General features: G+C 29.1%; 13 protein-coding genes. 8 read left to right on the forward strand and 5 right to left on the reverse strand.

Translation table 11 applies throughout. From position 1 onward, the window contains the following. The first annotated feature begins 116 nt into the window (after positions 1–116). The 6 genes from AC2GW8_RS01905 (at position 117) to AC2GW8_RS01930 (ending at position 6,907) form a co-directional block, all read left to right on the forward strand. Positions 117–320, forward strand: coding sequence for a membrane or secreted protein (locus AC2GW8_RS01905; RefSeq protein WP_440881105.1), 204 nt, complete (start codon positions 117–119; stop codon positions 318–320). Positions 321–335: 15 nt separating this feature from the next. After that, positions 336–1,415, forward strand: a complete 1,080-nt coding sequence (locus tag AC2GW8_RS01910; protein WP_440881106.1) for a glycosyltransferase — start codon at positions 336–338, stop codon at positions 1,413–1,415. Next, the gene (locus AC2GW8_RS01915) at positions 1,412–1,972 is read left to right on the forward strand and encodes an RNA polymerase sigma factor (protein WP_440881107.1); all 561 of its coding nucleotides are present in this window, start codon (positions 1,412–1,414) and stop codon (positions 1,970–1,972) included. Before AC2GW8_RS01910 ends, AC2GW8_RS01915 begins: the two co-directional genes overlap by 4 nt. Before the next feature lie 97 nt (positions 1,973–2,069). Beyond that, positions 2,070–3,287: an Nramp family divalent metal transporter gene (locus tag AC2GW8_RS01920; RefSeq protein WP_440881108.1), complete on the forward strand. Its 1,218-nt coding sequence runs from the start codon at positions 2,070–2,072 to the stop codon at positions 3,285–3,287. A 43-nt stretch (positions 3,288–3,330) separates the two neighbouring features. Next, entirely contained in the window at positions 3,331–4,200 is an 870-nt protein-coding gene (gene lipA / locus AC2GW8_RS01925) for a lipoyl synthase (RefSeq protein WP_440881109.1), read from the forward strand. Between the two features lie 469 nt (positions 4,201–4,669). Next, positions 4,670–6,907, forward strand: coding sequence for an alkaline phosphatase D family protein (locus AC2GW8_RS01930; protein ID WP_440881110.1), 2,238 nt, complete (start codon positions 4,670–4,672; stop codon positions 6,905–6,907). A 47-nt stretch (positions 6,908–6,954) separates the two neighbouring features. On the opposite strand, the gene AC2GW8_RS01935 is transcribed toward AC2GW8_RS01930, so the two are convergent. Beyond that, the gene (locus AC2GW8_RS01935; protein ID WP_440881111.1) at positions 6,955–8,316 is read right to left on the reverse strand and encodes a pyridoxal-phosphate dependent enzyme; all 1,362 of its coding nucleotides are present in this window, start codon (positions 8,314–8,316) and stop codon (positions 6,955–6,957) included. Positions 8,317–8,415: 99 nt separating this feature from the next. After that, a complete protein-coding gene (locus AC2GW8_RS01940; RefSeq protein ID WP_440881112.1) occupies positions 8,416–9,651 on the reverse strand; it encodes an ABC transporter permease in 1,236 nt (411 codons plus the stop codon). Positions 9,652–10,689: 1,038 nt separating this feature from the next. Between AC2GW8_RS01940 and AC2GW8_RS01945 the strand changes: the two genes are divergently transcribed. Then, positions 10,690–11,958, forward strand: a complete 1,269-nt coding sequence (locus tag AC2GW8_RS01945; RefSeq protein WP_440881113.1) for an exo-beta-N-acetylmuramidase NamZ family protein — start codon at positions 10,690–10,692, stop codon at positions 11,956–11,958. 63 nt (positions 11,959–12,021) lie between these two features. On the opposite strand, the gene AC2GW8_RS01950 is transcribed toward AC2GW8_RS01945, so the two are convergent. The 3 genes from AC2GW8_RS01950 to AC2GW8_RS01960 all read right to left on the reverse strand — a co-directional run bounded on the left by AC2GW8_RS01950 (position 12,022) and on the right by AC2GW8_RS01960 (position 16,134). Then, positions 12,022–12,762, reverse strand: coding sequence for a DUF6503 family protein (locus tag AC2GW8_RS01950; RefSeq protein ID WP_440881114.1), 741 nt, complete (start codon positions 12,760–12,762; stop codon positions 12,022–12,024). A 99-nt stretch (positions 12,763–12,861) separates the two neighbouring features. Further along, positions 12,862–14,637, reverse strand: coding sequence for a cytochrome-c peroxidase (locus AC2GW8_RS01955; protein WP_440881115.1), 1,776 nt, complete (start codon positions 14,635–14,637; stop codon positions 12,862–12,864). Between the two features lie 6 nt (positions 14,638–14,643). Next, positions 14,644–16,134 (reverse strand): PhoX family protein, encoded by a 1,491-nt coding sequence (locus AC2GW8_RS01960; RefSeq protein ID WP_440881116.1) that lies wholly within the window; start codon positions 16,132–16,134, stop codon positions 14,644–14,646. A 1,853-nt stretch (positions 16,135–17,987) separates the two neighbouring features. On the opposite strand from AC2GW8_RS01960, the gene AC2GW8_RS01965 reads away from it, so the two are divergent. Beyond that, complete coding sequence (locus AC2GW8_RS01965; protein WP_440881117.1) at positions 17,988–18,176, forward strand: hypothetical protein; 189 nt, start codon at positions 17,988–17,990, stop codon at positions 18,174–18,176. Positions 18,177–18,201 lie beyond the last annotated feature (25 nt).

An 18,201-nucleotide genomic window follows, 5' to 3' on the forward strand; every position in this document is an offset into this window, starting at 1 on the left:
TTGATTAGATACCTTTAAGATATAAAAAGTTTAAATTACTTTAAAAAAAGATTCATTTTATTTTACAGAGATAATGATTTTAAGTTTTATTATCTTTGCTTTTTAATTTTTTTAAAATGGAATTATTCTTTGTAACAATTGGTTTGCTAGCTCTTGCTTTTGCTGGTATCGCAATAAAAATATGGGCGAAAAAAAACGGAGAGTTTGCTGGAACATGTGCTAGTCAAAACCCTGTTTTAAATGAGTCAGGCGAAGCTTGCGGTTTTTGCGGTAAGACCCCAGATCAATTTGATACCTGTAGCGAGCCTCAACACAACTAACTATCGTTACATAGTATGTTTATTACTTCGTTGTACTGTATTTTAATAGCAGCTCTACTAGTTCAATTTCTGTTTTATTTATTTTTTTTCAAAAGTTTCTTACTTAAAGAAAAAAATAAAACTAACTCAAACAAAAAACCTATTTCGATTATTATTTATATTAAAAATAACGAAAATGACCTAAAATTAAATTTACCTTCAATTATAGATCAAGAATATGATGACTTTGAAATTATATTAATTGATCATTCTTCTACAGATGATAGTGTTGAATTAATTAAAGATTTTCAAAAAAAACACTCAAATATTAAGTTAGTTAACGTAGAAAATAAAGAAGTTTTTTGGGGTAATAAAAAGTATGCTTTAACACTTGGTATAAAAGCAAGTAGTAATGACTTTTTACTATTTACCAATATCAGATGTAAGCCCTTAAGTAAATTCTGGATAAAAGAAATGGCTTCAAAACTAATTACACATTCTGATATCGTAATTGGCTATAAGTCTATAAAAAGTAACATTTTAATACAATTTTACAATACAATAATTTCACTAAAGTCATTTACATTCGCAAAATTAAACCTACCCTACAAGGGATATTCCGAAAACCTTGCCTATAGTAAACAACTTTTCTTTAAAACGAAAGGCTTTATAAATCATATGAATATTTCAAATGGAGAATGCGATTTATTTTTAAAAGACTCTATTGAAACAGCAAAGGTTAAAGTACAAATAACACCTCATAGTCATGTAAAAGAACAACATAGCAGGAGTTTTTTAAATTTTCTTACAATACTAAAAGAGCATCAGTCTTTACGTTCATTTTATTCCAAAAAAATAAAGTTTATTTTACAAGTTTTTAATATTACAAAATTATTTTTTTGGGCACTTTTCTTTTATTTCTGTTATTATGACCCAATATTTAGCTTAATTATTATTTCTTTTTATTTGTTTTTTCAATATGCATTCATGAGTAAATATATTTTGAAAATAAAAGAATATAAATTATTATATTTTTTACCAATTTTAGATCTAAGTTATATGCTTTTTGTTTTTTTTATAAAAGTAAGCAGCTTATTGTCAAAACCTAAGACATGAAAAAAGATACTCGATTAATTTCAAAACATATTGCAGGTGCAAAAAATGGAAAACAAGTCTCTTTTAATTTTTTATTGGATGAATTTTGGAGTAACGTTTATTATTATTTAGTAAAAAAAACTAAAAATGATAACGATGCCGAGGATATAGCAATCCAAGCATTTTCAAAAGCTTTTGAAAAAATAGAATCTTTTAATGAGAAATATCATTTTAAAACTTGGTTGATAGCCATATCTAAAAATGTTTATTTAGACTTTTTAAGGAAGGAAAAAACTACTATTTCGATCACTGAAGAAAAAGAAGAAGAAGCTTATGATATCATCGACGATTCTCCTAGTCCTGAAGATAAAATAATAACTGAACAAAATTTAGCAAAACTTTTAAAAGATATTAAGCAATTAAAACCGAAATATCAAGAAGTAATTAATCTTAGATATTTTCAAGAATTAAGCTATAAAGAAATAGCAGAAGCAATAGACGCTCCAATTAATAATGTTAAAGTAAAAATATTAAGAGCGAAAAAGCTTTTGGCTGAAATTATCAAAAACACAACCTAAACCTTACAAAAAAGAAAATATCACAAAAAAACAAAACTTGTTTCATAATTTAAGTGTTTTAAGAATAATTAAAATACATTTTTATTACATTTAATGTATGAAGAAAGCATTTTCAAGTTTAGGCCCTGGACTACTATTTGCGGGCGCAGCAATTGGGGTTTCACATTTAGTTCAATCTACAAAAGCTGGTGCTGAATTTGGTTTCGGTTTACTCTGGGCATTGTTTTTAGCTCATATTTTCAAATACCCTTTTTTTCAATACGGTCCAAGATATGCATCAGCAACAGGTGAAACACTCCTTGATGGCTATAAAAAATTAGGAAAAGGTGTTTTACTTAGTTATTATATTTTAAACTTTGCAACGATGTTTACTATTCAAGCTGCTGTTACCGTTGTTACAGCTGGTTTAGCTGCAAATTTATTTGGTTTCACTAATGATCTCGTGCTTTGGTCTGGCGTTATTTGTACAATAAGTTTTGCTATTTTATTATTTGGCAAATATAAAGTTCTAGATAGCCTTATGAAATATATCGTTATAATACTTACAATTAGTACAGTATTGACTGTTTTGGTTGCGATTTTAAATACAAATAAAGGGTTTACTTTTAATCAAATAGTTCCTTCAGGAACTGCTGAAATAACGTTCTTAATTGCTTTTTTAGGATGGATGCCAGCTCCCTTAGACATTTCAATATGGCATTCGTTATGGTCCGTTGAGAAAAATAAAAATATTTTTGAGAAAATTTCTCCAAAGCAAGCAATTTTTGATTTTAATGTAGGCTATATTGGTACTCTTTTTTTAAGTGTTTGCTTTGTCATTTTAGGAGCTATGGTAATGTTCAAAACAGGGCAATCTTTTTCTAATAAAGGAGCAGTTTTCGCCGCCCAGCTGATCAATCTGTATACTAAGAACCTTGGAAACTATGCTAATATTTTTATTGGCATTGCGGCCTTTACAACTATGTTTAGCACAACGTTAACGACCATGGATGCCTCTCCACGTGCTATGGAAAAAACATCTTTCTTAATTTTTAACAAGAAAGCCATATTTTCGTATTGGCTTTGGCTGGTTATATTAGCTTGTGGTACTTTTATCATTTTAAAATACTTTTTATCTGATATGGGGTTTTTAATTAAAATAGCCACTATTTTATCTTTTTTAACAGCTCCATTTTATGCTATATTAAATTACGTATTGATAACAGGAAAACACACTCCTAAAAAATACAGACCCCGTTTAGGGTTAAAAATATTAAGTATTTCTGGAATTGTTTTTCTAGTTTTATTTAGTCTTTGGTTTTTACTTAATTTCTAAAACTTTTCTTCGTAAATTTGTATTTTGAATTTAGTTATAAGAAATGGCAAACGAGTCTTTAGTTTTACCCCAAAGAACAAAGAAACCCAAGTGGTTACGTGTTAAATTACCTGTTGGTAAAAAATATACGGAATTAAGAGGATTGGTTGATAAGTATAAATTAAATACAATTTGTACCAGTGGAAGTTGTCCCAATATGGGGGAATGCTGGGGCGAAGGAACAGCTACTTTTATGATTCTTGGAAATGTGTGTACTAGATCATGCGGATTCTGTGGAGTTAAAACTGGTAGACCTGATACTGTTGAGTGGGACGAACCAGAAAAAGTGGCTCGTTCTATTAAATTGATGAACATAAAACATGCGGTTATTACATCTGTTGATAGAGATGATTTAAAGGACGGTGGTTCTATTATTTGGAGCGAAACTGTTCAAGCAATTAGGCGTGCGAACCCAAACACCACATTAGAAACTCTTATTCCAGATTTTCAAGGAAATAACAAGCTCATAGATCGAATAATAGCAGTTCATCCTGAAGTAGTATCTCACAATATGGAAACTGTAAAAAGATTAACAAGAGAGGTTAGAATTCAAGCAAAATATGATCGTAGTTTGGGAGTATTAAAATACCTAAAAGACAATGGCATGAGAACAAAATCTGGAATTATGTTAGGGTTAGGAGAATCTGAAAATGAAGTTATTCAGACCATGACTGACCTAAGAAATGTTGGTTTGGATATCATTACTATTGGACAATATTTACAACCGACGAAAAAACACTTACCCGTTAAACAATTTATAACACCCGATCAATTTAAAAAATATGAGGAGCTTGGTTTAGAAATGGGGTTTATGTACGTTGAAAGCGGTGCTTTGGTAAGATCTTCTTACAAAGCTCATAAACATGCCAGCTAATCATTACACTATCTTTAACTTTTTAACAACAACATGTTAATTAAATGTAAAATATTCAAAATTTAAAATCTATCTTATTTAGATTTTTTAATTTTGGCACAGAATTTGAAATTAATTTTGTTGTAAACAAATTAGTTTTGTTTTCATTGTGTAAATTATTTGAATTAGTTAATCAAAGCCCACTATCATAAGTGGGCTTTTGTATTTTTATTTACTTACTATTTCTAATACAACTAAAGATCTTTTTAGAAAGGTATTAGATGCTTTAATTATAATTCAACAAAACCACTCAAAAATCTGTAAAACAAAACTTTAATACGTTTATTGTTTTTAAAGATACAATTAAGTAACACTATGCTAAAAAAAGACTCCTTTATGTGAATCATTTATAACAGATCCATCACATAAAATTAAAACAATAAAAAAAGACTAAGAATACTTTTATCTAATAAAATTAAACCCTGATAAAATGAAAGTATTATTAAAATTAAGTTTTTTATTTACCTGTTTTCAAATACTTGCACAAAATTCATTTGAATTAACGAAAATAGAAAGGCACAAATCATCACAGAAAATCATTAGTGAGTATAATTATGATAGAAGTAAAGCTCCTTTTCTTCATGGTGTAGCTTCAGGAGATCCTTTACCAGATCGTATTATCATTTGGACAAGAGTGACAGTCGATAATCCAGACAAGAATATTAAAGTTCATTGGGAAATTTCTTCTGATATAGATTTTAAGTATATTGTTAATTCAGGCTATGTAACAACGAATGAAAATAAAGATTATACTGTAAAAGTTGACGCCGATAAACTGCAAGAAAGTACAACGTATTATTATAGATTCAAACTATACAATACATATTCTGTAATAGGAAAAACAAGAACATCGCCAAAATCTAGTGATGAAATTGAAAACCTTCGTTTTGCTATTGTTTCATGTTCTAACTATCAAGCAGGTTATTTTAATGCTTATCAAAATATTGCCAATCGCTCTGATATTGATGCTGTAATTCATTTGGGAGATTATATTTATGAATATAAAAAAGGAGGCTACGGATATTCTAGTAGTAGGCCTGATAGAGGACATGAACCTCAACATGAAATTGTTACCTTGGAAGACTATAGAGTTCGGTACTCTTTTTATAGATTAGACCCCAATCTGCAAGATATACATCAACAACATCCTTTTATAACTGTTTGGGATGATCATGAATTCGCGAATGATGCTTATATGGATGGTGCAGAAAATCATTCAGACGATGAAGGAGACTGGAATTTACGTAAATCAAATGCTAAAAAAGCGTACTTTGAATGGTTACCTGTAAGAGAAAACAAAGAAGATAGTAACCGAATATACAGAAAAATATCATATGGAAAATTAGTTGATTTATTTATGATTGATACACGTATAGAAGGAAGAACAAAACAAATGAATCATGATAAGAATAGTAGTTCGAAAAAATTTTTAGAGTTTTCAAAGTCACAAAAAAACAAGCTAGATTGGGCTGTTAATCATATGGTTGAAAATTCTTTTCATGATAATCTTGGTTATAATGATAAGATCAAAATCTCTAATTATATTTCAAGAGCATTAAAAACTGAAACTACTCACTCAGTGGTAAACTCAAAAATACATAATCCTTTTTCCGTAAGAGAATTGAATGAAATTAAAGGAATTTTAAATAAAGCTGAGAAAAATTTAAAAAAGAAATCCTTAATTAAAAATCGTCAAACACTCTCTTCAAGTTCTATTCTTGGCGAGCAACAAAAAACATGGTTAAAAAATAACCTAAAAACAAGTAATGCAACATGGAAAATCATTGGAAATCAAGTAATGATGACTCCTTTTGGGTTAAAAATTGATCGATTTAGTAAATCTTGGTATTCTTTCTTAATTCCTAAGTGGATGAAAAAATGGCATCAATTAAACAAGGATGACTGGAATCTGTATAATAATGATAAAAATGAAATACTCGACTTTATTCAAAATAATGTAAACAATGTAGCTATATTAACTGGTGATATTCATATGATGTTTGCCTCTGAAGTAGAAAGAAATGGAAGTTGCATTATTCCTGAATTTACCACACCTAGTATTACTTCACCTAACCTTGACTTACTTCCAGATTGGGCCTTATGGTTACTTGAAACTCTAACAAAAACAACCGCTAATGATGAGCTTATTGAAGACAATAAACATATAAAAAAAGCATACACTCAATTTCATGGATATTACATTTTAGATATTCGAAAAAATCAAATACAAGCCGATTGGTATTTCATTAATACAAAAGAAAAAATTGACCCTAACGCATATTTTAAAATAGGATTTAAAAATAACATAAACCAATGTGGCCTTTCCGAGGCTAAACAATCGATAGGTAAAGATAGAGGTACGTATGTAATTGATAATTTATCATCAAAAGAAGATGTTTCAATAAACCAATTAGATTTATTAGGCGTTTATCCAAGTGTCGAAGATAAAAACATTAACATTCATTATGGTGTTAATCGTAATGACTTACTAAACTTAAAAATATATAATATTCAAGGACAAATAGTCAAAAATATTTTACAAGATCATTATCATGATAAAGGACTTTATAACCTACGGTTATTTTTAAATGACTTAAATTCTGGAATCTACGTAATAAAGATAACAAATGGACATCAAAAATTGATACGGAAAATCAAACTAGGATAAAATAAAAAAAGCGAACAAATAGAGTTCGCTTTTTTTATTTTATAGGGTTATGCCATTGCACTGATAATATCATATTTGGTAATGATATGATACTTTTCATCACCTAGACTTACTAGAACAGCCTGATTATCTTTAGTAATAAGCTTTGACACATTATCAATAGAAATATCCTTATTAACTATTGGATACTTATCCCTCATAATGTTTCTTATGGGTTTTTCAGCTATATTTTTATCCTCTAAATAACTGTGCAATAAAGTTGATTCATCCACTGAACCTACAAAACCATTAATATCTTTGACAGGAATTTGAGATATTTTGAATTCACGCATTCTTTCAATAGCATGACTTACTAATTCTTCTGTTTGGACGGTTACTAAAGGCTTATCGATGTGTGATTTTATCAAATCCTCTGCTGTAGTAATTTTTTCTTCTAAAAACCCTCTATCGCGCATCCAATCATCATTAAACATCTTACCCACATACCTACTTCCATGATCATGAAATAAAACAACTACAACATCATCTGATGTAAAATTATCTTTAAGTTGTAATAATCCTTTTATCGCAGCTCCAGCAGAATTACCAACAAAAATACCTTCTTCTTTAGCTATTTTTCTTGTATAGACTGCGGCATCCTTATCTGTAACCTTTGTAAACCCATCAATTAGACTAAAATCTACGTTTTTAGGAAGTATATCTTCTCCAATACCTTCTGTAATATATGGATATATTTCATTTTCATCAAAAACTCCTGTCTCATGGTACTTTTTAAAAACAGAACCATATGTATCAATACCCCAAATTTTTATATTTGGATTTTTTTCTTTTAAATATTTAGCGGTCCCTGAAATTGTTCCCCCTGTTCCTACACCTACGATAAAATGGGTTATTTTACCCTCTGTTTGTTCCCAAATTTCTGGACCTGTCTGTTCGTAATGTGCTATTGCATTTGATGGGTTATCATACTGATTTACATACCATGAGTTAGGAATTTCTTTTCCTAATCTTTTTGAAACAGAATAATAAGATCTTGGATCTTCAGGCTCAACATTTGTTGGACAAACAATTACCTCTGCACCTACTGCCCTTAAAATATCCATTTTTTCTTTAGATTGCTTGTCAGATATTACAAAAATACATTTATATCCTTTAACAATTGCAGCTAAAGCTAACCCCATTCCAGTGTTTCCTGAAGTACCTTCAATTATCGTACCTCCTGGTTTCAACCTACCATCAGCTTCCGCGTCTTCAATCATTTTTAAAGCCATACGATCTTTAACTGAATTACCAGGATTGAAAGTCTCTACCTTTGCCAAAACTAAAGCATCAACAGCTTTGGTAACACTGTTCAACCTCACCATAGGAGTATTTCCGATTGTTTCTAATATATTTTTTGAATAGTTCATTATAAATTATCAGTTTACGATTACAAAGTAACAAAAACTTAATTTGAACTTCATAACATTTTTTTAATTCAAGATAATTTTTTATGCTCTAATCTATGTTTACGCAAATTTAATAGACTTTGATGGTTGAATTTTTGTTACGATGTACGAAGGTATTATCATCATAAAAAAGCATAAGATTAAGGTACCAACATTAAGTAAAATAATTGATAAAATTTCAAGTGAAATAGGTACCGTTGACACATAATAATTCTCAGGGTTAAGCTTTAAAAACTTTCCATATTTTTGAGCTAACAAAAATACCATAGCTATAATATTACCATATAAAAGACCTTTTAAGATCAAATAAGAAGCATTGTATAAAAATATCTTTCTAATACTCCAATTAGGACTCCCTAAAGCTTTTAAAATACCTATAACCTGAACCTGCTCTAGAATTAAGACTAATAAAGCTGTTATCATATTTATTCCAGCTACTAAAATCATAATTCCAATAATAACCCAAACATTATTATCAAGAATATCTAACCAATTAAATATAATCGGGTAATTTTCAGCAATAGTGGCACTATTTAAGGTAGATGGAATTGAATTATATATTTCATTACCTTTTGATTCCAAATTTTTAAAATCATCTATAAGCACTTCAAAACCTCCAACTTCATTATGTTCCCACTTATTTAGGCGTTGAACTTCTCGAATATCACCTATTAACATTGTTTTATCAAATTGTTCAAACCCTGTATTATAAATCCCAACAATAATAGGTTTTCGTTGAGCAAATTTATTCTTATGCTTTTCGGAGCTAAAAACTATCTGAATGGTGTCTTGAAGTTTTAAATGCAATCGATTCGCTATTGCTTGTGAAATTAAAATTTCTTTATTTCTGTCAAGCTTAAAATTAGGTAACCTCCCTTTTTTTAAATATTCTTTAAAAAACGTAAAATCATAATCGTCAGACACCCCTTTAAAAACAATTCCTTCAAAATCTTTTTCGGTTCTTATTACACCAAATTTATTTGCAAACACCTGAACATTTTTTATTCCTTCTATGTTACCGAAACTTGGATAAAATTTTTGATTTTTTTTTATGGGTATTAAAGAAATATCTGAGTTATTATTATCATAATTTACAATTTGAACATGTCCTTTAAAACCTGACATTTTATCTCTTATTTTCTTTTGAAACCCTGAACCAATAGAAACTGTTATTAGCATAACCGTTATACCTAAGGTAATAGCAATAGTAGCTATTTTTATAATTGGCGATGATATCCGATTTTCGTATGTTTTTCCTGAAATTATGCGTTTTGCTATAAATAATTCGAAATTCAAAAGCGATGGTTTTAATGAATCAAAAGTATTAATTCTTATTTAAATTTTCTTGATAAATAAATAAGCCTATCATTTTTCTTTAAAATAATTAACTATAATTTTGATTTTTAAAAAAGCTAATCATATTCGAAACACAAATATTCCCTTTTAATTTTATTTTCATTTTGATTAAATTAAACTTATATTCATTTTTTTAAAATATTCATTATTATCTTTTTTGTTTTTCTTTCATAAACTAGCCTCTAGTTTGGTTTCCGATGCTAATATTGAAAATTACCTAGGTATCAATATAAATTCACAAATAATTATAACATCTACTGTAGAGAATTATAACTTCAATTTTCTTTTTGTACTTTATTTATTCTTCTTTAAAAGTTAAACCGCTAAGCTTTATTGTCATTAAAACGACTACTTTAATAATTTTAATATTTTTTATTTTAATTTATATTATTCAATAACTATTAATCAAAAAACATCAAGAATTATTTTTTTAATCACTCCTTCAATAGTTGCTTTTTTATCACTCTTAATTTATATCGAATACTGTTTTAAAAAAAACAAACATAATAACAACCCGAAATTTATGTATTTCTAATTTTAAACTGCATTATTATTGCAACCTTATTTTTATTTTCATTAATAATTTTTAAAGAAATTGAACTTATCGAACATATAGTTATCAATACTGGTTATACCGCACCAACGATTTCATTTCTCATAGTAAAAAATTCACCTTCAACTATCGTTAGTAAAACAAATTTAAAAAATATGACCATATCTAATTTAGAGAATGGAAAAATATAATAAAGAGTAAAATAAACCTTTTTAATTTAACTCCTAGAGAAATTGAAAAAGATTCCATATTAATTTAATTATCAATATTTTACTCATATACGTATTAAAATTCGCACTATTTTTTTCATGTAATTCATAAATATTCGGAACTTGCAGGTACAATGCTTAAGTAGAAAGAAAATAATGATAATGGAGCAATTGCTATTAATAAATTTAGCACTAAATTTGACGAAACATTTTAATATGAAAGTTAAATTAAGTGCTAAATTTATTGTATTAATCTTTTCGCTTTTTCAATTTATTTCTTGTGCTCAACACACCACTAAAAAAATTCAACCAGAGAAAAAATCTTCCAAAATACTAAATACTGGTGCTAATAGGACTGAACTATACCTTAACTTACTGCAAAATAAAAGAATTGCCATTGTAGCCAATCAAACTTCTATTATTGAAATCCAACAGAATGAAAAAAAAGTAGAAAACAAAACACAACATAAAACACTTATTAAAAAACATTTAGTTGATTTTTTATTCAATACTAAAACCATTCAAATTAAGAAAGTTTTTGCCCCCGAGCATGGTTTTAGAGGAAAAGCAGATGCTGGTGAAATCATCAAAGATAGAGTTGATACTAAAACAGGATTACCTATCATATCATTATACGGAAAAAACAAGAAACCCACTCCTAATCAACTTAAAAACATAGATGTCGTTGTTTTTGATATACAAGATGTTGGAACACGTTTTTACACTTATATTTCAACATTACATTATGTTATGGAAGCCTGTGCTGAATCAAATATTCCATTAATTATATTAGATCGTCCAAACCCAAATGCTCATTACATTGATGGTCCAGTTTTAGAATTAACACATAAAAGTTTTGTTGGAATGCATCCTGTTCCTGTTATTTATGGGATGACAATCGGTGAATATGGCAAAATGATCAATGGTGAAAAATGGTTAAACAATGGTATTCAATGTGATTTAACGGTCATACCACTAGAAAACTATACACATAATACAAAATACAGTTTACCAATTGCCCCATCTCCAAACTTACCAAATGAAACATCAATAAATTTATATCCAAGTTTATGTTTTTTTGAAGGTACAAATGTATCAATTGGAAGAGGGACTTATTCTCAATTTCAGATAGTCGGTACACCTTTTTATAATTTAAAAAAATACAACTATCAATTCACGCCTATTCCTAATGAAGGTGCTAAATATCCAAAACACGCTAATAAAGTTTGTTACGGTTATGACTTAAGAGAAATAGAACCTTTAGCTAAAATAAATTTAAAATGGCTACTCGATTTTTATAAAGAACATCAAACGCATTCTAAAGAAGAAAGGTTTTTCAATAATTTCTTCACTAAACTTGCTGGAACAGAAATGCTAGAAAAGCAGATTAAAGAGGGTTTAACAGCAGTACAAATAAGAAATTCATGGAAACAACCTATTGATCAATTTAAAATTAAAAGAGATAAATATTTATTGTATGAGTAATACAGTATTAATTATATGACCATAAAAAAAGCACTATTAAGTGCTTTTTTTATGATCATATAATTAGTTATTTTTTTGGGGCTTTATTTTTATATTTTCCAATTCAATATCTGAAACATGAATCAATTCTCCTTCTTCATACAAACTATCTATCGCGTAAAAATCGATATCCTTTGTCTTTGGCTTAAAATTTTTGTAGTCTAAAAATCGTATTCCGTTAATATTGTGTTCTTTTTTTATATCTCTAAAACGTATACCTCCACCATCAGTATGGTATTTATATGCCAAATACTCTAGCAAAAATGTTTCCTTACGAAACCAATATAAAAACACATCATCATGATCATCTCCTCCTCCATTTTCATTGAAAGTAATTTCAATCTTATAAAAATCATCTCCTTTTATTTTAACCGTACTTACCAGCTTCTTTTTAACAGCCTTATCATTTAAACCATAGGGTAAAACTGAAAAATAATGAACTGAATTAACCGCATTACTTAGTTGATTTACTTTTTTTTCAGATAGCTCAACTTTATTTTCTCCGAAAAATCGTTGAAAACCCTCATTTGATAAAACATCTTTTACAACAACGCTATCCGTCGGTATAATTCTATGATATTGATAACTACCATTATTTCTTAACGCTGCATAGGTGTTTTTTCTAAAATCAAATGTTAATTCACTTTTATCAAACACATCTAAACCAGCGTTCTGAATAGCTTTATCTATAATTTCTTGTGCTGTATACTCTGGCTTGCAAGAAATAAAACCAATAAAGAATATAACATATCTAAAATGTCGCATACTATTTTATTTTAATTAGTCTCCATACTTAAACAAAACTATCAGAAAGTATTGCCTTCAGAATAATAAAGTTATGTTAATAAAAAACATAAACACTTATTAATCAGTCAATGTTTGCATAAAAGATACTAAATTATTTACTTCCGTATCACTAAGCATTAAATTGTCAAAGGGTAACGTTTGATTATTTAAGTAAAACCCTAAACCTATTCCTCCTCCTTTGTTATAAAAATCAACAACTTCTTTAAGATTTTTGTAAGTACCATTATGCATATAAGGGGCTGTTTTAGCTATATTTCGTATGGTAGGAGTTTTAAAAAAATGCTTTCGCTCATTTGTTTTAAAAAGTTGGAACCTTCCTAAATCATCACTCAATTTGTTCTGTGCTAAATTAGGGCTTCCAATAGCTTCCATTTCTGTGTCGGAGTAATTAGGAGGAACAGTACCATTAAACAAAGGCGGAAAATGGCAGGTAGCACACAACGCCTTTCCCATAAAAATATTAAAACCTTTGCGTTCATTTGATGTTAGATTATGTTCTTCACCCCGTATATTTTTATCAAACTTAGATTTAAATGTATTTAATGTTCTTATATAAGAAGCTATTGCATGCCTAATGTTATAAGAAATTCTCTTATTTTGATAAAGTGTATCCATACGAACTCGGTAACTACTATTCTTTAAAACTCTAGTAACAAGCGTATCTAATGAAGTGTTAAACTCTGCGTGATTTTTCACCACACCTATTACCTGGCCCTCTAAACTTCCTGCTCTAGAATCCATAAAAAAAGCTTTTTGATAAGCTGCATAGGTAAGTGTTGGTGTATTACGAATTTGGCGTTGATCAAAAACTCTTTTACCATCTGTAAAAGCTAATCGTTCAATATGGCAACTTGCACATGACATATCATAATTTTTTGATAAACTAACATCATTAAACAACTCTTTTCCTAAAACCTCTTTTGCCTTTAATTGTGAGGTATCATTTTGTCTATCATAAAAATGTTCCATATTCAATGCGGAAGCGTCAAATAGTGAACTCATTGTGTTTGAGAGTGCCATTTCAAATGGAAAGCGAACTTTCCAATCATTTTGAACCGCTAACAATAATTTTAATTGTGGATCAATATATTGTTTTATAAAGTTAAATCGATCAAAATCATCAAATGGTGTATTTAAAGCATTTTGAGCATTTTCAAAACTCATTAGTATACTATCTAAAATAGTTTTGGAACTGAATTTACGCTTACATAGATAAAGTAAATTTTTTAACGTTTCGTATGTATGGGAAGATTCTAACAAAGATTGATTTAATACAGGTGAATCAAAACCTGTAATGCCTGTAGTTGCTATTCTTACAATTTGCTCCCTAAGGATCCAAATAATGTGATAATCTTTTAAATTTAGATTCAAATTATTTAAAATCAGCTTCAGTCTAGCACTGGTTACATTAAGCAATTGTTTTAGTTTTAACGTATCTAATTTAGACTCGTAAAGTACTTCTTCTATTAGCTGAAATCCAAAAGGCTTTAATACCTTTGTATCCATATGTTCCTCTCCTTTTACGATTAACAAATTAGGTGCATTAAGCGATTTATAATTATGCTTATCGGTATGTGCTAAAATAGGTTCAGAAAGCTTAAACTTCTTTCGTGCCTTCAGGTATAATTCTTTTTTATGAATTAAATTGGATGTTTGGTTAATACTATCTAAAAAGCTTGCTGAAGATGTGAGCTGTTTTTTATAAAAATTTAAAATGTTATTTTGAATGGAGTTTATTAGCTTATATTTCTCCTGCTTTTTGTCACAAGCTAAGAAGAAAAGTAAAAGACATACAAAAATGCATGTCTTTAGTATTTTATAAAACTGTTTCATAAAATATTATCTTTCTAAACCTGTTATTAAGTGTAATACAGAACCTTCTTTTCTGCTATTTGATACATCTGCATTGGCTTTGGAATCTGTAAAAGCTGTTCCATCAGAAGGTTCCCATCCGTGATTTTGAGTAATAACCATAAATGTGTTTTTACCGTTATTTACAACCTTAGTAACATCAATCATACCTGTAATTTCCCATGCTTTATCAACCGTACCATACCCTTTTGAAGCTGCTACTTCTTGATTGCATTCCAATACTACCTTAAGTGCTCCTGTAGTTAAATTATATTGATATAAACGAGCCCAGTGGGTTTTATCTGCTGTATCAAAATATCCATTTGGATCCTCTTGAATGTATACATAGTTTTCTGTTACACAAATATTATCTGGACTGTGAAACGCTTTAGCTTTTCCATCTATTTTATCTCCATCTAGTATGCATGTAATTGTTGCAGAACCTGTTGGGTCATTTTCATTCAAAACAACTTTGTAAACACGTCCATAAATAGTTCCTTTTCCTACTAAACCTGGTTTGTTTCTTCCCGTAACTGCAAAATACAACTCTCTATTATTAACAGCTGATCCCCTTCTCCAATCAATATCCTCTAGTCTTGAAAACCCCATTACCCCTTTGGTTTTACATTCTGTATCCAAGGCCGTGATTTCTTTTTCTGTTAATTCAACAAATTCAGCTTCGTATTCTATTCCTTCAGACATATCCATTTCATAGGTAACTCCGGGGGAGGTAACTTTCAATCCATATAATTTTCCTCCTTCTAAATCTCCTTTATTTCCAACATACATTCCCAATTGTCCTGATGGTACATTGTTATCGCTATTATCATCTCCAATAAAAACAACTGTTTTATCCAGATAGGCTTTTTCGCCAATGGCAACTGCATTTTCAGTAGACCATTGCCCCATATTAGTAAGCATTTTAGCACTTCCTGCCTCTGAGGAACTCTTATTAGGCTCTGTTAAAAAAACGCCTTTTGAAGAACCTCCCCACTCACCTCCTGAAAGATAGTAAGGACCAAACCCATGCTCGTCAGGCGTAATTAAAGACCCCGAACACTGCGCTGTATTTGCTGTAGCTACTGCATTTAAAATGTATTCACCTGAAACAGGTCTTAACTGAGCGTTTAACTGTATTCTTGCAATAGAATAATCCGCCTCAATATTATTGATATACGTAAATGTTCCGTCTGCCGCTGCTAATAAGCCTCCTCCATCAGCCATAGAACCATACACAAAATCAGGAGAATTTGGAATAACGTCTTCAGAAGATAAAATAGGATGTATTTTTAAATGTGAAAAAGCATTTGTAACTTTTAAAAAATTAGGTGTTTTTGAAGTAGATAAATAAAGCGTTGCGTCAGATCCATTTGTCCCATCAGCACCGTCCATTCCGTTTTTACCATCAATACCATCCTCACAAGCTATCAAACCAACTAAAAGTACTGACATTGCCTTTGTAAAATAATTTTTTTTCATTATTGCTGTTTTAGTTATTTGTAATGCTACAAAACAACAGGCTTAAAATTACCTTATGTTTAGATGAATGTTAAATTGTGATAATATAAAAGGTATCCATATTACTAAATTATAAATAACTAGAATCTTTATAAATAACATTTTCCCCATATAAAATTTTAGTAAAAAAGACCATTAATTATTTTCTTCATATCCAAAAAAAATTAAGACATAGACGATTACTAAGATTTCTTCATTATTAAAATAAAAGGAAAGAATTATTTAATACGAATAACTTTACAAAATAAATTATAATCCTACTTTTTAATAAAAAAGTATGTTGTAATAAGAATACCTATTTATTTAGATATATAAAAAAAACGCCTATATCGGCGTTTTTTGCCCCATTGAATGAATGGCAATAGTTAAAAAAAAAGAATCCCCCTGTAATACTCTGCAGTTAGTTTAACTCGCAACCAATAATAAACAATAATCCCCATTAAGATTCTTTTAGTGTTTTTTCATAATAATTTTCCCCAACGACTCCCTGTATTATACTATCATTGTTTATGTTTTTGTATACTATTTTGTACGATGCAAATATAGTAGGGCTCTTTTTTACAGGGGTAAGTCATCGGCTTACTTTTAGTAAGTCATTGACTTACTTTTTATGGTAATTGTTAATTTTTTTAAGATATTTAGAAAAATGTTAGTACATAGATTACAAAACATATATATTCGCGCCATAATGGTATTCATAAAATTACATAAAGCTTATAAAGTCCTAGAATTTTTTGGGATATTTTGTTCACAGGATAGTAATCTAGTGTGCAAAAAGTGGCGTTTTGTAAGTAATATTAGTAAATAAATAAACTAAAATTTCGAATACATGAGGCGTCCAAAAATAAATTGGACGCTTTTTTTTATATTTTTTTTAATAATTGACAGGAAATTAAAAACATATCGAAACATTGAGTTTAAAAAATAGACTACTGATTTTTAACAAATTACTCTTAAACTCGAATCTAGTGTAAAACTGGGCAGGATTTCTACTGCCTTAAAACCAACTCAAACAACTGACAAGCAAGCATTTAACACTTATTTTAATTTGGTTTTTTGAAAAAAAGTATTCATCTTTGCCCCATCAAATGAAATCAAATAAATAACCATTAAAAACAAAAAACATGCAGTTACACAGAAAGTTAGAAAGTACGTTTATGATAAAAGTAAGCTCGTATGACTGTTTTAAAAAGGATGCTATTTGGAAAGCACTGTATAGGAGGCAATAAAGAACTTCGTAAAAAGTAATATTTCCAAGGCATCTTCATGAAGATGCCTTTTTTTATTGAAAGAAAATCAACTTTAAATAGATTAATTTAAAAATTAACTATTCTAAGTGTTAAAACCAGTGAAAAATTTGGAAATTACGCAAAATATTGGTATATTTAAGTATATGAAAAAAACCAATATTATGAAAAACTTGAAATTGCACTTACTAACTGAAAGAGTACGTTTACTCACTTCTTTTGAACGATTACTAAAATCTAATACACCATAAGATTATAACCCGCTATTTTAGGGTAAGATCAACTGGCGTTCAACAAAAATCACAAACGCTTTCTGAATTACTATGACAATGTAGAATTTCCTGAAGTCTATTAAACTCAATAGGCCTTAGTAGTAAAATTGTCTTCAATGTTGTTGGGCTAAGTCTGCCCGTAAAATTCTACTAACATACCCATTGCTATGGGGTGTATGACTATATCGCTATGTCAAAATAAAGCGATTTAAAATGAATCTGAAAGGATTCAATGTTGCAAAGCTGCTCTTATGCGGCCAGGGAAATTATTGTCAACTATTAAATTATTTAAGTTATGAAAACGCTAAAAACTATATTCGGACTAATTTTATTATTAACGCTTACAACAGCGTGTACAGATTTAAGTGAAGACTTAGAGCTACGTGATAAAATACAACAAGAAGAAATAACTACCAACACCAATGCTCGCTATTTCACTGGTGATGATGATGGTGGTACTGATGATACAGGTAAAGATTGGTAAGTAGCCTTCTTTATATATTTAAAAG

The organism is Tenacibaculum profundi (assembly GCF_057162725.1).